The 17,979-nt window shown below is 43.6% G+C and carries 14 protein-coding genes and 1 pseudogene; 2 read left to right on the forward strand and 13 right to left on the reverse strand.

What is annotated here, in order from left to right; genetic code table 11:
* Window position 1: 1 nt before the first annotated feature.
* The 4 genes from DW642_RS03700 to DW642_RS03715 form a co-directional block, all read right to left on the reverse strand.
* The gene (locus DW642_RS03700) at window positions 2-658 is read right to left on the reverse strand and encodes a transporter (RefSeq protein ID WP_242991119.1); all 657 of its coding nucleotides are present in this window, start codon (window positions 656-658) and stop codon (window positions 2-4) included.
* Window positions 655-1,725, reverse strand: coding sequence for an ABC transporter permease subunit (locus tag DW642_RS03705; protein WP_117509306.1), 1,071 nt, complete (start codon window positions 1,723-1,725; stop codon window positions 655-657). The genes DW642_RS03700 and DW642_RS03705 overlap by 4 nt, the downstream gene beginning before the upstream one ends.
* A gap of 116 nt (window positions 1,726-1,841) precedes the next feature.
* Window positions 1,842-3,020, reverse strand: coding sequence for a sensor histidine kinase (locus DW642_RS03710; RefSeq protein ID WP_117509307.1), 1,179 nt, complete (start codon window positions 3,018-3,020; stop codon window positions 1,842-1,844).
* Window positions 3,008-3,682 (reverse strand): response regulator transcription factor, encoded by a 675-nt coding sequence (locus tag DW642_RS03715; protein ID WP_014080778.1) that lies wholly within the window; start codon window positions 3,680-3,682, stop codon window positions 3,008-3,010. Before DW642_RS03715 ends, DW642_RS03710 begins: the two co-directional genes overlap by 13 nt.
* Window positions 3,683-3,902: 220 nt before the next feature.
* On the opposite strand from DW642_RS03715, the pseudogene DW642_RS16625 reads away from it, so the two are divergent.
* Window positions 3,903-4,820: pseudogene (locus tag DW642_RS16625) on the forward strand (ParM/StbA family protein).
* 3 nt (window positions 4,821-4,823) lie between these two features.
* The gene (locus DW642_RS03725; RefSeq protein WP_010782300.1) at window positions 4,824-5,141 is read left to right on the forward strand and encodes a hypothetical protein; all 318 of its coding nucleotides are present in this window, start codon (window positions 4,824-4,826) and stop codon (window positions 5,139-5,141) included.
* Between the two features lie 2 nt (window positions 5,142-5,143).
* On the opposite strand, the gene DW642_RS15810 is transcribed toward DW642_RS03725, so the two are convergent.
* From DW642_RS15810 to DW642_RS03770, 9 genes are all read right to left on the reverse strand, one after another.
* Window positions 5,144-5,458, reverse strand: coding sequence for a hypothetical protein (locus DW642_RS15810; RefSeq protein ID WP_010782299.1), 315 nt, complete (start codon window positions 5,456-5,458; stop codon window positions 5,144-5,146).
* Between the two features lie 82 nt (window positions 5,459-5,540).
* Window positions 5,541-6,371: an alpha/beta hydrolase gene (locus tag DW642_RS03730; protein ID WP_147326096.1), complete on the reverse strand. Its 831-nt coding sequence runs from the start codon at window positions 6,369-6,371 to the stop codon at window positions 5,541-5,543.
* A gap of 888 nt (window positions 6,372-7,259) precedes the next feature.
* Window positions 7,260-8,354 (reverse strand): alpha/beta hydrolase, encoded by a 1,095-nt coding sequence (locus tag DW642_RS03740; RefSeq protein ID WP_055267539.1) that lies wholly within the window; start codon window positions 8,352-8,354, stop codon window positions 7,260-7,262.
* The gene (locus DW642_RS03745) at window positions 8,351-8,707 is read right to left on the reverse strand and encodes a family 78 glycoside hydrolase catalytic domain (RefSeq protein WP_010782296.1); all 357 of its coding nucleotides are present in this window, start codon (window positions 8,705-8,707) and stop codon (window positions 8,351-8,353) included. Before DW642_RS03745 ends, DW642_RS03740 begins: the two co-directional genes overlap by 4 nt.
* A 266-nt stretch (window positions 8,708-8,973) precedes the next feature.
* Window positions 8,974-10,326 (reverse strand): MFS transporter, encoded by a 1,353-nt coding sequence (locus DW642_RS03750; RefSeq protein WP_055267537.1) that lies wholly within the window; start codon window positions 10,324-10,326, stop codon window positions 8,974-8,976.
* Between the two features lie 14 nt (window positions 10,327-10,340).
* Entirely contained in the window at window positions 10,341-13,151 is a 2,811-nt protein-coding gene (locus tag DW642_RS03755; RefSeq protein ID WP_055267552.1) for an alpha-L-rhamnosidase, read from the reverse strand.
* 213 nt (window positions 13,152-13,364) lie between these two features.
* Window positions 13,365-15,620 carry a beta-glucosidase gene (locus DW642_RS03760; protein ID WP_117509309.1) on the reverse strand — a complete coding sequence of 752 codons (2,256 nt, stop codon included), beginning with the start codon at window positions 15,618-15,620 and terminating at the stop codon, window positions 13,365-13,367.
* Window positions 15,621-15,643: 23 nt separating this feature from the next.
* A complete protein-coding gene (locus DW642_RS03765; RefSeq protein WP_117509310.1) occupies window positions 15,644-17,020 on the reverse strand; it encodes an MFS transporter in 1,377 nt (458 codons plus the stop codon).
* Window positions 17,021-17,123: 103 nt separating this feature from the next.
* Complete coding sequence (locus DW642_RS03770; protein ID WP_227093632.1) at window positions 17,124-17,936, reverse strand: SGNH/GDSL hydrolase family protein; 813 nt, start codon at window positions 17,934-17,936, stop codon at window positions 17,124-17,126.
* Window positions 17,937-17,979: the final 43 nt, after the last annotated feature.

Genomic DNA, 17,979 nt, shown 5'->3' on the forward strand with positions numbered 1-17,979 from the left:
TCTATCCTCTTTTCTTTAAAGTAATTGGTAATACTGCAAATAAAAACAGCCCCGCTATAAAAGACACAAGCGTTCCATAAATCCAACTCTCGGACATTAATTGAGTAGGTTCACAAAAGCTGAAAGAAAACAATCCCAGATTTCCGAAAAATGAACTTCCCGCTTTTGATATAAGTCCAATGACAATTCCAAATAAACATCCAATACCTGCCCACATATTTCGAAGCAATGTACACAAAATCACAGAGCATATACTCCAAAACCAGATAGTTCCAAACATTGCAATGAAATATAAAAGAAATATCTGAATACCCGAAATGCCTTCGTTTACACTGCCCGGTTTTTGCCAGAAAAACAAAACATATCCAACACAAGAAAGTATTAATAAATATAATATTTGAACGCTCACTCTCTGCAATATTACTTTTAACTGCTTTTTTGGGTCATACAAATGAAATACATCGGCACGCTTACTTTTTACTTCCATCAAATATGTGTCACTACAAAAAATAATTGTTAAAAATGCTATTGGAGACTGAATTGCTGAACCGATTTCTTCATAGTATATAATCGGATGAATAACACACAATATCAGTATAAAGGCACATGAATAAAAAATCTTATATAACGACAGGCAGTTTTTGAGTTCCGTTTTCAATGAACCCTCCTCCTTTTCCAGATTGTAACAGAAATACATACTAATATAACAGATGCGATCACAAGCATAATCTGATTTATATTTGACATTTTGGCTGCATGTGTTTCAAAAAACCTGCCAGGAAATCGCACCATAATAGAGAACGGTCTCATATAATAAATATCATTCTTCTCGGTCAGCATATTTGAATATATAATGTGTAAAAACAAAACTGGTGCTGCCGGAAGCGGATTTTTAAATATTAATGCTGTAATTGTATAGACACAACATATCATCAAAAGATTCGGCACAATATAGATCAGAGAATTCACGCAAAAATCAATTGGTGTTACCGGAAATCCCGATTCTAAAGACGTTTTCAAACACAGCATAAAGAATATAACATTCAAAATCACTAATACTCCCAGCATACTAATGAATCCGCTTATTACTTTCCCACATATATATTGGATTGCCGTAACAGGCTTTGTATGTAATAATTCATAGGTACTTTTTCGTGTATCCTGAATAAATAAAAATGATAGCAAGACTGTTGCAAAAAAGGCCATATGCAATCCTGCAAAATCCGTGAACTTTTTGGCAAAGTACCAGGAAAAAGAATGTTCGGATAATTTCCGCTCGATATAATGATTGATTTCTTCTGCTGTCCCCTTATGAATTTCAAGGTCCTCATAAGCATATATTGCATTATAATAGCCATATTGGGATTCCAAAAACTCAGAAGCAGTCTTTACATCCATATTCTGAATTTCTTTCATTACATGATCCGCTTCCTGCCTGCTAAATCCAAAACCATTTTGGGAGGTGTCCATTAACGTCTCTTTGATCGTATCTTCCCACTCCCTTCTTCTTTCTTTATCATCAGATGTGGGAATGTACCCATCCATGACATCGGCATCTTCCAATTCTACATCATTTTGTGTGACCTGTTCATTCTGTTTGATATAATGAATTTGCAAATACGGTGACAGACATTGATACATACTGGCAACTATAATAATCAAGCCAATCCACAAAACAGGGTTCTTTAAATAATCAAGTATACTTCTTTTTATGATTGTTTTCATTGTATCTCTTCCTTTCTTTATTTCTTTAACAACATCATACAAATCAATTCTCAATAAATTCACAACAAAAAAGACTAAAACCACTTTATTTGTGATTTCAGCCTTATAAAGTATTTTTATTCAGCTTTGAAAAGAGCTTCTACATGAGCACCGCCTTGTCTGGCATTATATATTTTCAAATTTCCTCCATGCTTTTCACAGAAAATACGAGAAATATACATACCAAGGCCAAAATGCTTTAAATCATCTTGTGGATTCTTATGATAAAATGGTTCTGTTACTTTTTCCTCAGTATCCACAAATCCTATTCCATCATCTTCAACAGAAATTATAAGAAAACCATCCTTTTTCTTTATCTGCAAAGCAATACTTTTTTGTGCATATCGAACCGCATTTTCCAGTAAGTTGTCTGTCACTTCCATGACAAGTTCCTCATCCACTTTCACAATGTTTTGTTCCTGCACTCTTTCTACCTTACATAATTTACTTTCCTTCTTGGACAGCATGGCAGCTTCTGCCTCAATCTTTTTTGCCAGTTCCGATAATTCTATCTCTGAGCATTGCAGTTCCCTCTGTTCTAAATGGGACATTTTTCTCATGTTTTCCGTGAAATGCTCTATACGGTCAATCTGATACATGCCTGTTTGTAAGATATCAATAACATCCTCTGTTTTTATACTCTCAGCAGAAACAAACTCTAAGAGCATTTCCTGATACCCACGCAATATGGAAAGTGGAGAACGTATATCATGTGCAATTGCATTCCGCAAAGCCTTCTCGTCATCAATCATTCGCCACATCTTTCTGTTGTTATCTGATAAATCACTTCGCATCATTTCAAATTCTTTACACAAAGTTCCCATCTCATCTTTATTTTCATAGGACACATGAAAATCCAGTTCATTATCTGCAATCATTTGTGAGGCATCTTTTAGTTCCTGTAGAGGTGTCTTTAACTTATTTTTATAAAAAAAGAATACCGCAACAACACTCCCAACAATCGAAAAAATCAGTACCGAATATGTTTCCATAAAGTCACACATTTCCGAAAGATGATGGTCCAAACGATTCATCTGTGATTGATTAGGTCTTGATATCTCAATCTCGTATTTCTTTCCATATTGCTGAAACACGTCCGTATAATCTGCATAATCAATATATTTTTCCCATATTTTATTCTGCATATTTCTTGCAAAATGAACTGTAAATCCAGATAACAGAAATGCTGCCGTTAAGCTGATCACAAAATAAAGCAGAATTGTTTTTTTCAGTGACAAGTTTCTTATTTTTTCCATCGGTATCCAATCCCCCATACAGTTTCTATGTATTCTTTTTCTGAATAATCCGCTATTTTTTTCCTTATACGCCGTACTAATTCCGTTATCGTTCTACTGTCCCCTTCCGCATCATATCCACAGACTTGTGCATATATACGTTCTTTATCAAACACCTGCCCTGGATGCATGGATAAGAATTCAATAATCTGATATTCAATTTTTGTGAACTCCATCCTGTGTCCAGCTATAGCTACTATTTTTTCAGAATAATCAATCAGCATTTCATCCATGAAACGGTATTCCGTTTTTTGTTGATGCCTTTCTTCTCTCTTTATGTTTGTAACAATCCTCGCTTCCAACTCCCGAAGACTAAATGGTTTCGTAATATAATCATCCCCACCTGAAAGCAACCCATTAATTTTATCATCTTCGTCAACTCTTGCTGTTAGAAATAAAATTGGACATAACACTTTACTGCGTATCAGACGACATACTTCAATCCCATCCATGCGTGGCATATTGATATCCAACAAAATAATATCCGGTTTCATTTTTATTTTATTTAATGCTTCCATTCCATCTGTAGCCGTAATGGTTTCATATTGTTTCATATTAAAATAACTACAAAGCATTTTCACCAATTCTTTATCATCATCGACAACTAAAATCTTGTATTTCATCCAAACCACCTCCAGTATCCATATTATACGATAAAAAACAATGAAATCACAACAAGAGTACATGAAGAACGTAAGCACAATATATCTTTTTTCTCAATTCCTGCTCAATTTCCCCTCAATGCCTTTTTCCTCCGATCTTCGTATGCTTATCTCACAGCAGAGCAGTACCACACCGGTACGACCTGCTGAATCAATCAATACGAAAACGGAGGTATTTTTTATGCGAGAACTCAGAAACACAAAAATCATTGCTGTAGATCATGGCTACGGCAATATGAAAACAGCAAACATCGTCACACCAACCGGCATCAAAGCCTATGAAACCGAACCAATCTTCACCGGGAATATTCTGGAATATAACGGCATTTACTACCGGATTGGCGAAGGACACAAAGAATTTATCCCGGATAAAGCTATGGACGAAGAATATTATCTTCTGACGCTAATGGCTATTGCAAGGGAACTGAATGTCTTTTCCATCCGTGAAGCAGATGTTCATCTGGCTGCCGGACTCCCTCTGACATGGATCTGAACTCAAAGAGAAGCTTTTCGTTCCTATCTGCTCCAGAATCCAGAAGTCCGTTACCTTTTTAACAGCAAAGAGTATCATCTCCACTTTGTGGGATGCAGCCTTTACCCACAGGGGTATCCGGCTATCGTAAACCAACTTGGAGATTTCAAGGGAACCAATCTCCTTGCAGATATCGGAAACGGAACCATGAACATTCTGTATATCAACAATAAGAAAGCGCAGGAGAGCCGATGCTGGACAGAAAAACTTGGTGTAAACCAATGCATGATTGCTGCAAAGAACGCTGTTCTGGACAAATTCGGAGTGAAAATTGAAGAATCCACAGTAGAACAGATTCTGCGGTTTGGAACAGCTGACATTTCAGCACCATATCTGGATTGTATCAGTTCTATTGCCAGACAGTATGTGGCAGAACTTTTTTCCACGCTCCGCAAATATGAATACAATCCTGACCTGATGCGCCTGTATGTGGTTGGCGGCGGTGGATGCCTGTTCCGTAACTTCGGAACGTATGACAAATCACGAGTCACCATCATTGATGACATCTGCGCCACCGCTAAAGGTTACGAATCTCTTGCTTATATGAGCCTGAAAAGGAGGGGATAAACCATGCAGAACAATATCCGCAACACAAACCTGCGTTTTAATCTGGACAAAGAACAGCAGCGGAGAGCCTGGGAATATTTACAGACAATGGACAGGCAGGATTTTAAATCTTACAGTCAGGTAATCTCTCTTGCACTGGTAGATTATTTTGACCGCTACTACCGCACACGGGCTGATCCTTATCTGGAAACAAGAGAACGGGAAGAACTTTTTGTGAAACAGATTGTAGATGCAGTGGAAAACAGTCTGAAACAGGCATTGCCACTTTTTCTTTCCGGACTGACTGCAGGCATGGCGCAAAGGGAGCCCCAAATCAGGTAATGTCATGATGCCAAGGTCAAAAGGTCTAAATCCACATGAGCTTGCTCATAAGTGGATGAAAGGCCTTGGGACCCGCCCCAATATGAGCCTAAAAGTGGGATGACAATCCCACGATATGCGAGAGGCTCGTCCGATAACATAACGGAGAGGATCCCCAACCGCTCAATTCCCACCGTATTCCAGAAATCCGCCCCGCTGTCCGCCTTTTTCCGCTCAAAGGACACAACGCCCACCGGCCGGAGCATCCTGTGCTTCAGCACAGGCTTTAATTTTTCAGCCTTGCCCAAAAAAGAATCATTGTTTTTTACCTGTCCCATACTGTCATTTCTCCTGTTCTCCCACGCTTTCGGACATGCCGCACCGCGGCACAAACAACAGTTGAAATCCGTGAAGAGCAAATCAACATTTCCGATGCTCCTCCCAGAATGCGACTGCATCCCGCAGCCAGCCCTCTGCCGCAGTATCTATCCCCAGGCCAAAGCCATGACCCAGCTTATCATACATGACGATATCGACATTTTCCTGCCCCAGCGCTTTCCTGATGTCCGGGATGATCTTCTCCACGGCCGCAAAACCGGTAGGGTCATCCCGCCCGACCCTGGAAAATATAGCAAGCCCCTTGTCCTCCTCGTGAACCTTAAGCTCCCAGTGCAGGCCATAGATGGGGAAGATGGCGGCGGGCCTTGGCAGATTATGTTTATGGCAGCAGTCCTTATAATCAGAAAATGCGTAGGCTGTCGTCATCAGGCCTCCAGCGGAGAACCCGAACATACCAAAGCCGTCCATCGTATAGCCGTACTCTGCCTGATGCCCTATCAGATACCTTACCGCCGGCAGCACATCCTTGGATGCCTCCCCGCCCTTGGCCTGCGGTTCGGTTTCATGCAGCTCCACATTCACACGGTAGACCAGCACAAACGCACTGTATCCCCTCCTGTGCAGCTCCATGGCTGCCGGGATGCTCTCCAAATAAGAGGCTACGCCGTCAAACCCGCCGCCCGCAATCAGCACAGCCACGGGCTTCCCTGGCTCCCCCTGGAACAGGATCCCCTGTACCTTTCCCTTGTCGGGATCACGCCTTACCTCATCCTCCGCATAAAGCCCGCTGATGAAATGCACCTTTTTCAGCCCTTTCTGCTCCACGACATAGTTGAAACCATCCACGATGCTCTGCGCCTGTGCGGGCTGCCCGATAAGATTGCACAAACCATGGACGCTCATGCCTGACATGGCATATATTTCCTTTGGCGACCCGGTCTTCATAAAAAGCTCCGGCCTGCCCTCCCATACGGGATGCTGCAGGAAGAACGCAATCTTGTCATTGATCGTAGCCCTGCGGAACCCTCCCGCGACATTGTAAAACTCCGATTCCTTTACCTTCGGCATATGCTTGACGCCTAAGATTGCCGGCCAGAACAGCCCTTTGTACTTACCCATGTTTTTTTCCTCCTTATCTATTTCAGAACGGTCTCGGAAACTCCATAAAACCCGAATCTCCGCTCTTTTTGTACTTGTTACTTTTTTCGTTTCCTCCCATTTTCAGAGAGGGATTTTAAATTTTTTCAGCAAATTTCCAAAAAACTATTGTCATTTCTCGTGAATTGTGCGCCATTCACTACACGTTGATATTCCACTCCTTTTGCGGTTTACCAGTGCCAAAAGACATGATTCTGTCAGTTTTCTGGTAGCTTTCCATGAATTTGAAAAACACATGCCCGACCTGCACATATCAAATATGTGCCTTGATTCTGCCATGGATAACTATCCAACATATAAGCGGACTCTTTCCCCAATAGCGTTTGTTTCAGCTCTCATTCAAGATGGCTGCTTACCATGTCTTTTTTTACTGCAGCTCTTCTAAACATCATCTCCTCCGCTCGCAAACCACTGTATTACTGATTTGCTGGAATACTCTCTGAATTATATCAATTATTTATTGAGTTTCCGAGACTACTCTGCGAATAATTGGGAGGATTGTGGGAGTGCAAAGCACGGAACAATCCGTAGGCATCATAGTTGGGGGCTTTTGACCCCAACATCTTTAAAAAAGGTCAGATGTTTTATAATTTTATAAAACACTTGACCTCTCAAAATTCACTCTTCCTGTTCTTGAAAAAATTATTTCCGATGTGCCTCCCAGAATTCCACTGCCTCTTCAAACCAATGAGGTACTATGGTATTGGAACCAATACCAAATCCATGTCCGAGATTATCGTAAATCCGTACAGACACATTGTCCTCACCCAACACGGATTTCAATTGCGGAAGTCTCTTCTCTACATTTCCGAATCCGTATTCATCCTCGCGCCCTGCGATGGAAAATACCGCCAGTCCCTTATCCTGCTCAAGCGCTTTCACATTCCAGTCCAGACCATACATCGGGAAAATCACTTTCGGTCTCGGCAGTTTTACTTTGTGACAGCAGTCCTCGTAATTTGCGAAGGAATATGCCGTAGTCATCATGCCGCCTGCCGAGAAACCGAATATCGCATAGTCATCCATATCCACAGACAGTTCCTGCTCATGCTCCTTCAGATAACGGATTACCTGCACCAGCTCCCTGACCGCTGCCTGCCCCTGTTTTTCATGTTCCGTTTCTCCCAGCTGTTTGCCAATCGGGTAACTGATTACCAATACGGAGTACCCCAACTTGTGTAATTTCATTGCCACGGGATATCCCTCGCAGTCCGTCACATTACTGATAAATCCACCTCCGGGAACGACCACCGCCAACGGTTTTCCTTGCTTTCCTTTGTAAAACATTCCGGTCAAATGAGACTGATATGGATTCTGTTCTATCATTTCTTTCGAGTTAATATCGGAAATCAACTGCGCCTCTCCACTTTCCACAAGCCGGGTCAGGTAATTAAAAGCCTCCAGTGCATTTTCCATCTGATCACTTCTGCCCTGCGCTTTTAGAAAATCTGCATATTTTGCCGGGGCAATCGCTTTTAACACGTTATCCTCAACATTAAAAAACATATGCTTATAGCCGCCAAACACCGGATGCTGCATAAAAAATGCCATTTTATCATCTTTTTCCGCTTTCCGGAATGTTCCGTCTGCCTGATAATAATCTTTCTTTTTTATATTCGGAAAACCGCCGATGCCAAACAGTGCCGGCAGAAACATCGCATTTTTCTTATAAACATACCCCACAAAGCCGACTGCTAAAATGAGCAGCACGAGCATTATCATTGCCAGAATTTTCATATGTTCTTTTCCTCCTTATCTCTTGCCCAAAATTGTCCTGCGTGCGCCACTGCCGTAAAATCTTCCGGCTTTACCGGAGCATCACATATCACTCTCACATAGCGGAAACCATGATATGTAAAATGCGGTCTGTACTCTGCGGGTTTCCCGTTAGATATATATACATCCGTCTGTGTATGACCTGTCATGTCAGCACCAGCTATATTATTAAAATAATTCCCCTGAGAATCCTTGGTCTCAAAGTGATCTAGTATCAACTTTGTTCCTGCGGGCAAATCCACCTTTACCCGCAGTACACCTGCCAGATTCTGACCGAAATCGATAATGGTCTCTCCCTTTGGGCTTACCTCCATACCGACCGCCTCCACTTCTTTCACCGGCCGCACAGGTTCACCATACTGTACCATCGGCAACTTTCAACTTATCGTCAGAGAGAACTGTCTCAAATGTGCCGTCTTCATACTCAATTCTCGTTTCAAACAACACTGCGCACTCCACTCCCTTTTCATAAAACCTGTTTCAAAGGAGGATGTGGCGGTGGCGGTATCACCGGTGTTATCCGTCGCTGTGGTTGTTTACTTTTAATCTTGACAGTTCCATCGCATTCTCCTTCAATATGTTACTTATTGCTGCGCGCTGCGATTGCCGTGTGCATTTCCTCTACTGCTTTTTTATCCAACGTATACTGTGTACCAAAAAGAATCGCCCCTGCGGCAGTCAGGATAGTCGGAAGTATCAGTACGCAGAGGATAATTCCTGTATTGATACTCTCCGGCTGGGCAACCGAGCCGGTAACAAAACCTGTAGCTGCCAATACATACCCCGGAATCGCTCCTCCGAGTCCCTGCGCCACTTTTGTAATAAAAGATGTAAGCGATGCGATCGCCGCTTCTGCACGTTTTCCGGTTTTATACTGCACGTAAGTAGTATTATCTGCCTGTATACTGGTTGTCAGCGGTGCTATACATCCGCCTGCCACACCTCCTGCCACTGTACTAATATAGATCAAAAGCATAGATCTCACATCAATCAAACGCAGTGCGGAAAACAGGATGGATACGACGATTGCCATTACAAAAATCTGTTTCTTTCCAAACCGGTTTGCCAGAATTGGTCCAAGGAAAATTCCCACCAGAGCAGTTATCATTGAAACAAGTGACACCCCTGACATAAGCGTCATATCACCCAATATATATGTGTAAAAATAAGCGCCGGCTCCTCCTGCTATATTACTGCCCACCCCGACTACCAGTGCCACTAAAAACAGTGCCCAGACAGGTTTATACCGCAAAAACTGTAACAATTCCCTGAATGTATAACTTTCTTCTTTTTTTCCTTCAAAAGCTACTCTTTCCTTTACACAAAGAGCCCCTGCAATAGATAAAACCAACACCATGGCCATGGAACCGAAAATTAACACGTAATAGTTCTGTAACGTTCCTTCCGCCACAAGAATCGGTGCTGCCACAGCCAGTACCGCGCTACCTATCATTGTTCCCAACGCGTTGAAAAGTGACAAACTGTTTCTCTCCTTGTCATCCGCGCTCATGACCGGGAGCAAACTGTTCTTGGAGATATCCATAATATCAAACGTCCAGCCCAGCAGCAGATACGTCACATACACAATCACATATTTTCCGACCGGAATCCAGACTGCGCCAAACCACAGTAAAATATAATTTATAACACAGATGATTGTTCCCAGAATAATCATAGGGCGAAATTTTCCCATTTTTGTTACCGGAAATTTGTCCAGAAAATATCCCATAATCGGGTCGCTGATTCCATCCACCACCTTGGATATTAAAAACAGGGTCGCCAGTGCTGCCGGTTCCAGACCAACCACATTCGTATAGTAAATCATAAAGAATCCTGACAATAATCCCATCAGTGGAATATTTCCCGCACATACCATAAATAAGCCCATTTTTTCCACGATACTAACCTTTTGTTTTTTACTCTTCTCACTCATTTGTTCTCTCCTCGTTAATATTGTGATAATGCTGTATTCAACATCTCTGTCTGCCCTTCATCCATCGGTCCGGAAAACATCTCCGCCACCTGTCGAAACGACAGTCCATAGACCGCATCCGGTATCATATCCACCTCGGTCATCGTCGACAAAAATGCCCGTATCTGCGGATGGTTCAGCAAATCTTCCAGCTTTGACTCCACGCTGTATATTTTCTTTAACTTCTCAGTTGCCTCATATACGACTTCATAGTTTCCTGCAGTGATATAACAAATACCGTTCACCACTGTTGCGAATAGTGGATTTGTCTTATCTTCAAACAGAATCTCCGGAGCATGCGGCAATCGCACCTCGCCTTCTCCGCCAAACGGAATCGTAATTTTGATTCTAATCCTGTTATCCTCCATAATTTCCCAGCTGCATGCATACTGTCCGACGGCCGAATCATACACTGCCTCTGCCCTTCTCAAATCATAATGGACATTCGGACAAATTGCAATCCTTCTTCCTCCCGGAGATTCTTCCAAAAGATGGATTCCTCCCACATGGCGGAACATCCATTCCAGAATCGCCCCGTAAGAATAATGGTTGAGACTGTTCATTCCGGTACTGGATATCTTACCGTCTTCATCCAGTGAATTCCATCGTTCCCAGACTGTGGTGGCTCCCAGTTTCACTTCGTGCAGCCACCCCGGATACTCCTCGTTCAAAAGCAGGCGGTAGGCGGTATCCGTCATTCCGTTATCGGTCAACACATTGCACAAAAGAGAGGTTCCCACAAATCCGGTATTCAATTTGTTTCTGCTCTCGCGGAAAAGTTTCTTTAACATCTCTCTGGTCAGCTCTTCGTCCTCTGACAAATGATATTTCAGAGCCAGCAGAAGACCCGTCTGTGTCTTTTCCGCGCATCTTCCGGTCGGGGTAAAATATTCTTCTTTTACCACACGCCATTGTTTTTCGGCGATTTCCCGATATTGTTTTTCCTCTTCCTTTCGCCCGAGAACCGCCGCTGCCTTCGCTGTAAGCTCCGCGCTTGCCGCATAATAAATATCCGCAATATAGCCTTCATCGGTCGCTCCGTATACATTTCCCGCCGCGGCTCCCACCCGGTCAAGCGCCAGCCAGTCTCCGTAATGGAAGGAATGTCTCCATCCGTGGTGCTCTCCGTCCACCTTACGGATATAGTCCACCCAAGCCTTCATACTGTCAAACTGCTGTTCCAATATGGCAGCATCCCCGCTGAACAGATAGACATTCCACGGAACGATACAGGCCGCATCGCCCCATGCACAGGAACATTTCGACGGACCGAAGGTCGGCACCACCTCCGGAACCATCCCTCCGGCAATCAGCTGTTCCTTATACAAATCGTACAGATATTTTCTGTAAAATGCATAGGTATCCGCCAGATAACATGCCGTACCCGAAAACACCTGTGTGTCGCCTGTCCATCCCATGCGCTCATCTCTCTGCGGACAGTCTGTCGGCACATCTAAGAAATTATCCTTCATGCCCCATTCCACATTGGAAATCAACTGATTTACCAGTTCATTTCCTGTCTGTATACTACCGGTACCTTCGTAATCACTGTAGAGTGCCATTCCCGTAAAATCTTCACAGGAGACATTGGTTACCCCGCTGATTTTTACATACCGGTATCCGTAAAATGTAAAATGCGGAACAATGTCTTTTTCTTCCCCGTCAGAGATATACACATATTCCGACAAAGCGGTTCTTAAGTTTTCGTTATAAAAACATCCGTCCTGCAGGATTTCGCCTGTCTGGATTCTGATTTCTTTTCCTTTCGGCTCATGGACATGAAGTTTGAAAATCCCGGTAATCTCCTGCCCTAAGTCAAACACCCATTCATCCTTCGGGGTGTGAATCAGTTCCTTCGGTGTAAACTGTTCATGCACAGTCACCGGAAGGGACAGCCGCTCCGTCAGTCGCCCCTGCGGCGCCTCCGCAAGCTGCGCGCTGACAGGTTCGACAGGTTCCAAGGTATCATCCCGTTTCTCCCCGTCATATATATTGGAAAAAAACAGATTGCTCCTTGTCACTTCCCATGTGTCATCCGTGCCGATTATCTCTTGTGTGCCATCCTCATATTCCAGATGCACCTCTACCAGCAGTTTCCACTCGTCGCCGTAAAATCCTTTCTGTTCTGTCTGATTGAGCCCGAACCTCCCTTTGTACCACCCATTCCCCAAAAGAACGGACAACACACCTTCGCGCTGCATCTGCGCGGTCACATCATACGTCTGATACTGTAACCACTGATTGTAGTTATTGCAGTACGGGGTCAGATATTCTTCCCCAATTTTCGCGGATTTTAAAATATCTGTTTCGGTTTTCTCTCCATCCGTAAAATATGCCTCATAAAGCCCCAGTCCGCAGAGATAGAGACGGGCTTTTTTTACCTTTCCACGGGGAATGATTCGCTTTGAGAAAATGGGATGGCGTTCCATCCTGCTGTCGCAGGTAATCCATTTTCCCACCCACGGCTCGTCCCTCTTTGCCGTCTCAAAGAACTGTACGTCGGACTCCAGCACTTCGTCTGCGTCCGTAGTAACGATTACCTTCCAGTAATATCTGGTACAAGGCTCCAGATTCATCTCCGCTTTTACAGCCAGACTGTCGAGCTTTGCCTCCCCGGTGTCCCAAAGAACATCCGCGAAGGTTTCATCCTTTGCCACAAGGATTCTGGCACATCTCTGGTTCTTTCCCCTGCATTCTCTGACCTTCCACGAAAAAACCACCGGATTCAGTAAAAATCCCACCGGATTCGTGATATGATTTGTTTTTGCTGCGTAAATCTGATTCATATTGCCGTTTTCTAAGCTCCTTCCTTTTTTCATTGTGTACACTGTAATTCGAGTATAATGGATTTGCCTCATAAAATCATTTACGGAATTTCATCATTTTACCTACCAAGCTTAAGATTTCAGCTCTTTGTTTACCTGTAAATCAATTCTTTCAACACAATCTCTTCTGCCATATTACGAATACCATTTACCGCTACCTCATCCTCAATTATCCTATTGTGCAAGTAAACAATTCAGCTGCCCGATCAGCTGTTCCACCTGCTCTCCCGGCATCTGCCCCAGCAGAGATTTCAGCGGCATTTCCCGGATAACTTGCTCTCCCAGCTTCTTGTATTCGTCACTCATCCCTTCTGCTGATGCGGCCGCTGCTGCCAAAGGCGCCAGCAGTTCCGTAATAACGGGAGCGGTTTTCGTATGATCCAATAATTCTCCGAACGTTGTTGTGAAATCTACGCGAAGGGGCAATTTTTTCTTTATTTCAAACACAACATCAGCATGTAAGCGGATGTCATCAGAAGCATGGCCGATCAGGATCCGATATGTTCCGGATGGCGCATACCAGTCCCCAAGACGTTCTTCATAATAGGATAGATTCCTCGCCGAAATTTCCATCGACACCGTTTTCTCCTCTCCCGGCAGGAGATGAACTTTGGCAAATCCTTTCAATTCCTTGACCGGTCTCTCCGATATGCCGCACAGGTCAGCCACGTACAACTGTACGACTTCTTTTCCTTCTGTCTTTCCTGAATTTTTCACCTTGAGAGAGACTGTCAGTATATCCTCATCCGTCATTTGAGCCGATGACAAAGTCAGGTCCCCATAAGTAAATTCCGTGTAAGACAGCCCATGTCCGAATGCATACCGCACCGGAACCTTCTTTGTATCATAATAACGGTATCCGACAAAGATATCCTCGCCATATAACACCCGCTTTCCATTTCCCGGAAAATGAAGGAAGCTCGGATTATCTTCCAGCCGGTACGGGAATGTCTCTGCCAGCCTGCCGGACGGATTTGCTTCCCCGAATAACAGCCGGTCGCAGGCTTCGCCAACGCCCTGACCTCCTAGATACATTTCAAGGATCGCGCTTACCCGGTCTGCCCATGGCAGTTCTACCGGACTTCCATTGTGGAGTACCACTACAACATTAGGCTGTACTTTCAACACTTCTTCGATCAGCCGGTCCTGGCATTTTGGCAGCTTCATGGATGTTCTGTCATACCCTTCCGACTCAAATATCTCAGGCAGCCCGGCAAAGATTACCGCGACGTCTGCTTCTGCAGCAGTCCGAAGCGCTTTTTCCAGCTCTTGTTCCGTCATCGAGTCATTTTCGTTAGAAAATCCTTTTGCATAAGTCACGCTACGCCCTTTTTCTCCGGCAGCATCCAATGCCGAAACAACCCTGAACGGATTGATATGGCTGGAGCCGCCGCCCTGATACCGCGGCTTTTCGGCAAATTCCCCTATATAGGCAACCTTTCTGTCTGTATTCAGCGGAAGTATACCGTTATTTTCCAGCAGGACCGCACATTCCGTCTCAATATCAGCTGCTTTTTTATGATCTGTTTCCTTATCAGATATATCTTCCGGACGATGCTGCTCTTCACCGGCAAACACAACATTCAATACCCGCTCCACCGCTTCATCCAGCACAGCTTCGTCCAGTCTTCCCTCCTGTACTGCTTTCACAATCTGTCTGTCATTGTATCCTCCGGAATAAGGCATCTCCAGATCCAGTCCGGCCTGCAGTCCTTTCACACGGTTATTTACAGCGCCCCAGTCACTGACGACGCAGCCTTTGTATCCCCATTCTTTTCTCAGGATATCTGTCAGAAGATATCTGTTTTCCGAAGCATATTCTCCATTTATTTTGTTGTAGCTACACATGACGGTTCTTGGAGCTGATTCTTTCACCGCTTCCTCAAACGCAGGCAGGTAGATTTCCCTGAGCGCACGTTCTGACACTTCGGAAGATATCGTCATACGGAGTGTTTCCTGGTTATTCAGTGCGAAGTGCTTAATGCTTGTCCCCACGCCCTGACTCTGTACTCCGCGGATATATGCCGATGCCATCCTACCTGCCAGATATGGATCCTCCGACAGATACTCAAAGTTCCGCCCACATAACGGGCTCCTTTTAATATTCACCGCCGGGCCAAGCAGTATGCTTACATTCTCGGCCTGACACTCCGCTCCCAGCGTCTCTCCCATCCGTTCCATCAGGTCAACATCAAAGCTGGAGGCTGTTGCACAGGCTGCCGGGAAACAAACGGCCTTCACACTTTCATTCAATCCCAGATGATCCGTTTCCCCTTCCTGCTTTCTCAGTCCGTGAGGGCCGTCCACCATCATAACTGACGGAATGTTCAGTCGTTTGATTTCTTTCGTATGCCAGTTATCAGCGCCCGAGCAGAGACTTGCCTTCTCTTCCAGCGTCATTTTTGAAATCAGTTCCTTTATTCTGTCCATCGCAAAAGTCCTCCTTTCTTTTCTTAATACTGATTGATCATCTGTGCCTCTGCTTCTTCACGGCTGATCTCACCATTATTGCATTTTGCCATCAGCTGGACATCATGGTCATTAAGCTTGTAAAGACGAAGTATAAGCAGAGTGCAAATACCCCCGATAATGCTGCCAAGACAGCTGAATGTCCATAATTTATCGGCAAATCCTGCCGCCTGAACAACGCCTTCTCCCTCTCGGAAGCCGATTATAGTTAACGCAAACACACTGACTGCTGTTGCGATCGCTCCACTTAATTTTGTAAAAAATGTCTGCGCCGCAAACGTTACACCACGCATTTTTAATCCTGTCTTGTACTGTCCATACTCGTAGCAGTCCGGCGTAAACTGATACTGCAGTATAACTGCTATTCCCAGCGGAATTCCTCCTAAGGCATTTAAAATCACATACACCATCATATTCTCATACCCGGCTATGAATCTTACAATTCCCAGAAGTAACGCGAAAATATATGAAATATAGAAGACTTTAAATTTATCATATTTTTTGCATAATTCTACTGCCATAACCGCACCGATTAAGGTCGGAATAATTACCGCCATCGAAACATATGAGGCAGCTTCTTCACCGCCAAGGCAGTACCGGGCAACGTATAAGCCCCAATTTGCACCAACATTAAGCAGGCTGCTGATGAGCGGAGCCGCAAAGAAAAGCAATAAATATTTGTTCTTCCGCAGACATTCTACCATATCTCGCAATGTATAACTTTCTTCTGCCCCGTCATTCTGGACTCTTTCTTTTTCAATTACTCTCTCCCTTGCGAACAGACAAATCGGAATCATCATAACACATGACAAAAGAGATAACACAATTACTGTTGTTGACCAGCCGCCTAACCGCTGCCGTACCAACGGCAGGGCAATTCCTGTAACAATACCTGCAAAAATAGCAAACAATCTTCCTATGCTGTTTAGTGAAACACGTTCCTTCTGGTCTATTGTCATCGTGGTAACAATACCAAAAATCGGTACATCGCAAAGGGTATAGGCTGTATCCCATAACATATAAGCAAGTGTTGCCCATATGATTTTAGCCGTCATGGAAATCCCGGTAGGTATTATAAAAAGAAGAATAGTTGCCACCGGAATCGCTATGACAGATATTCGAAGCCACGGCAGGAATTTCCCTTTCTTAAAATTCACCTTATCCATGATCATACCGAAGATCGGATCGTTGATGGCATCCCACACTTTCGTGATAAGCGCCACGATCGCAACCAATGCTGCCGTTATGCCGATATCTGTAAAATATGTAGTCATATATCCTACCAGTCCATAGAATACATTCTGTCCCATAAAATACAAACCATAACTGATTTTTTCTCTTTTTGTAACTGAATTTTCCATTTCGTTATCCGTCCTTTCATTGTTTGATTCAATTATAAATAATTCCAAAGGGCAAATCACCAACGATATATAAGCAGTTTACCGACGAAACTTAATATAATAATCATCTTTCTAAAAACTGATATAAGTATTCTTCCATCTTAGGCGTCCACCATTCCAGATATCCTGCCTGCGTCGGATGAACCGGATCTGCCATATAAACTTCATATTCTTTTTCAGAAACGTCATTCATCTCCTCGTCATTCCAAAGGTCGATCACGCCTATTCCATATTTATCCTGAAGCTCAAACAATACATCTACCATCTGCTGATACTGTTTACTGTCATATTTTGTTCCGGTATAAAAGATCACGGGACAATTCCATGTCTGCTTTGCATATACAATGATATATTCCATTGCTCCTGTTATCGTCTGTGTATCAAAATCCTCCAGATTTTCTGAACTGCTGATTTCTCCCATCGGCATTTCCTTCGACGCGTCATTCGTGGAAAGCTGACAGACAAATGCATCGAATTTCTCATCTGTACCGATATTATTTTTCATCCTTTGGATATAAGACGTCTTTCCGTTATCCACTAAAGTAGTACCGCTTACAGCTTCTTTTACATACTCACAGCCATTTCTGTAAGAGATATAATCTGCGAAAGAAACATCCATTGAGTACAGACCTAAGGTTACAGATGATCCAAGGTAGCAGATACGCTTCCCTTCAAGAGGGCTGTTTTCTAACGGTTCTATATTTTCCAGACTGTATTTTTCTGCGTTTCCCGGCATTTTTTTCAGTTTGTTCTTCCAGACAAAATCAAACGGTCCTCCACCGCCTGCTGCTCCTACTAAATATGTCAGGCCGATTCCCACAGCCAGAATCAGAATTAAAACGATACTTAAGATAATCTTCAATATTTTCTTTTTCATAATCCCTAACTCCTTATTATTTTCAACTTTCATATTAAGAGAA

Source organism: Blautia sp. AM23-13AC (assembly GCF_003435675.1).
GTDB classification, from domain to species: domain Bacteria; phylum Bacillota; class Clostridia; order Lachnospirales; family Lachnospiraceae; genus Fusicatenibacter; species Fusicatenibacter saccharivorans.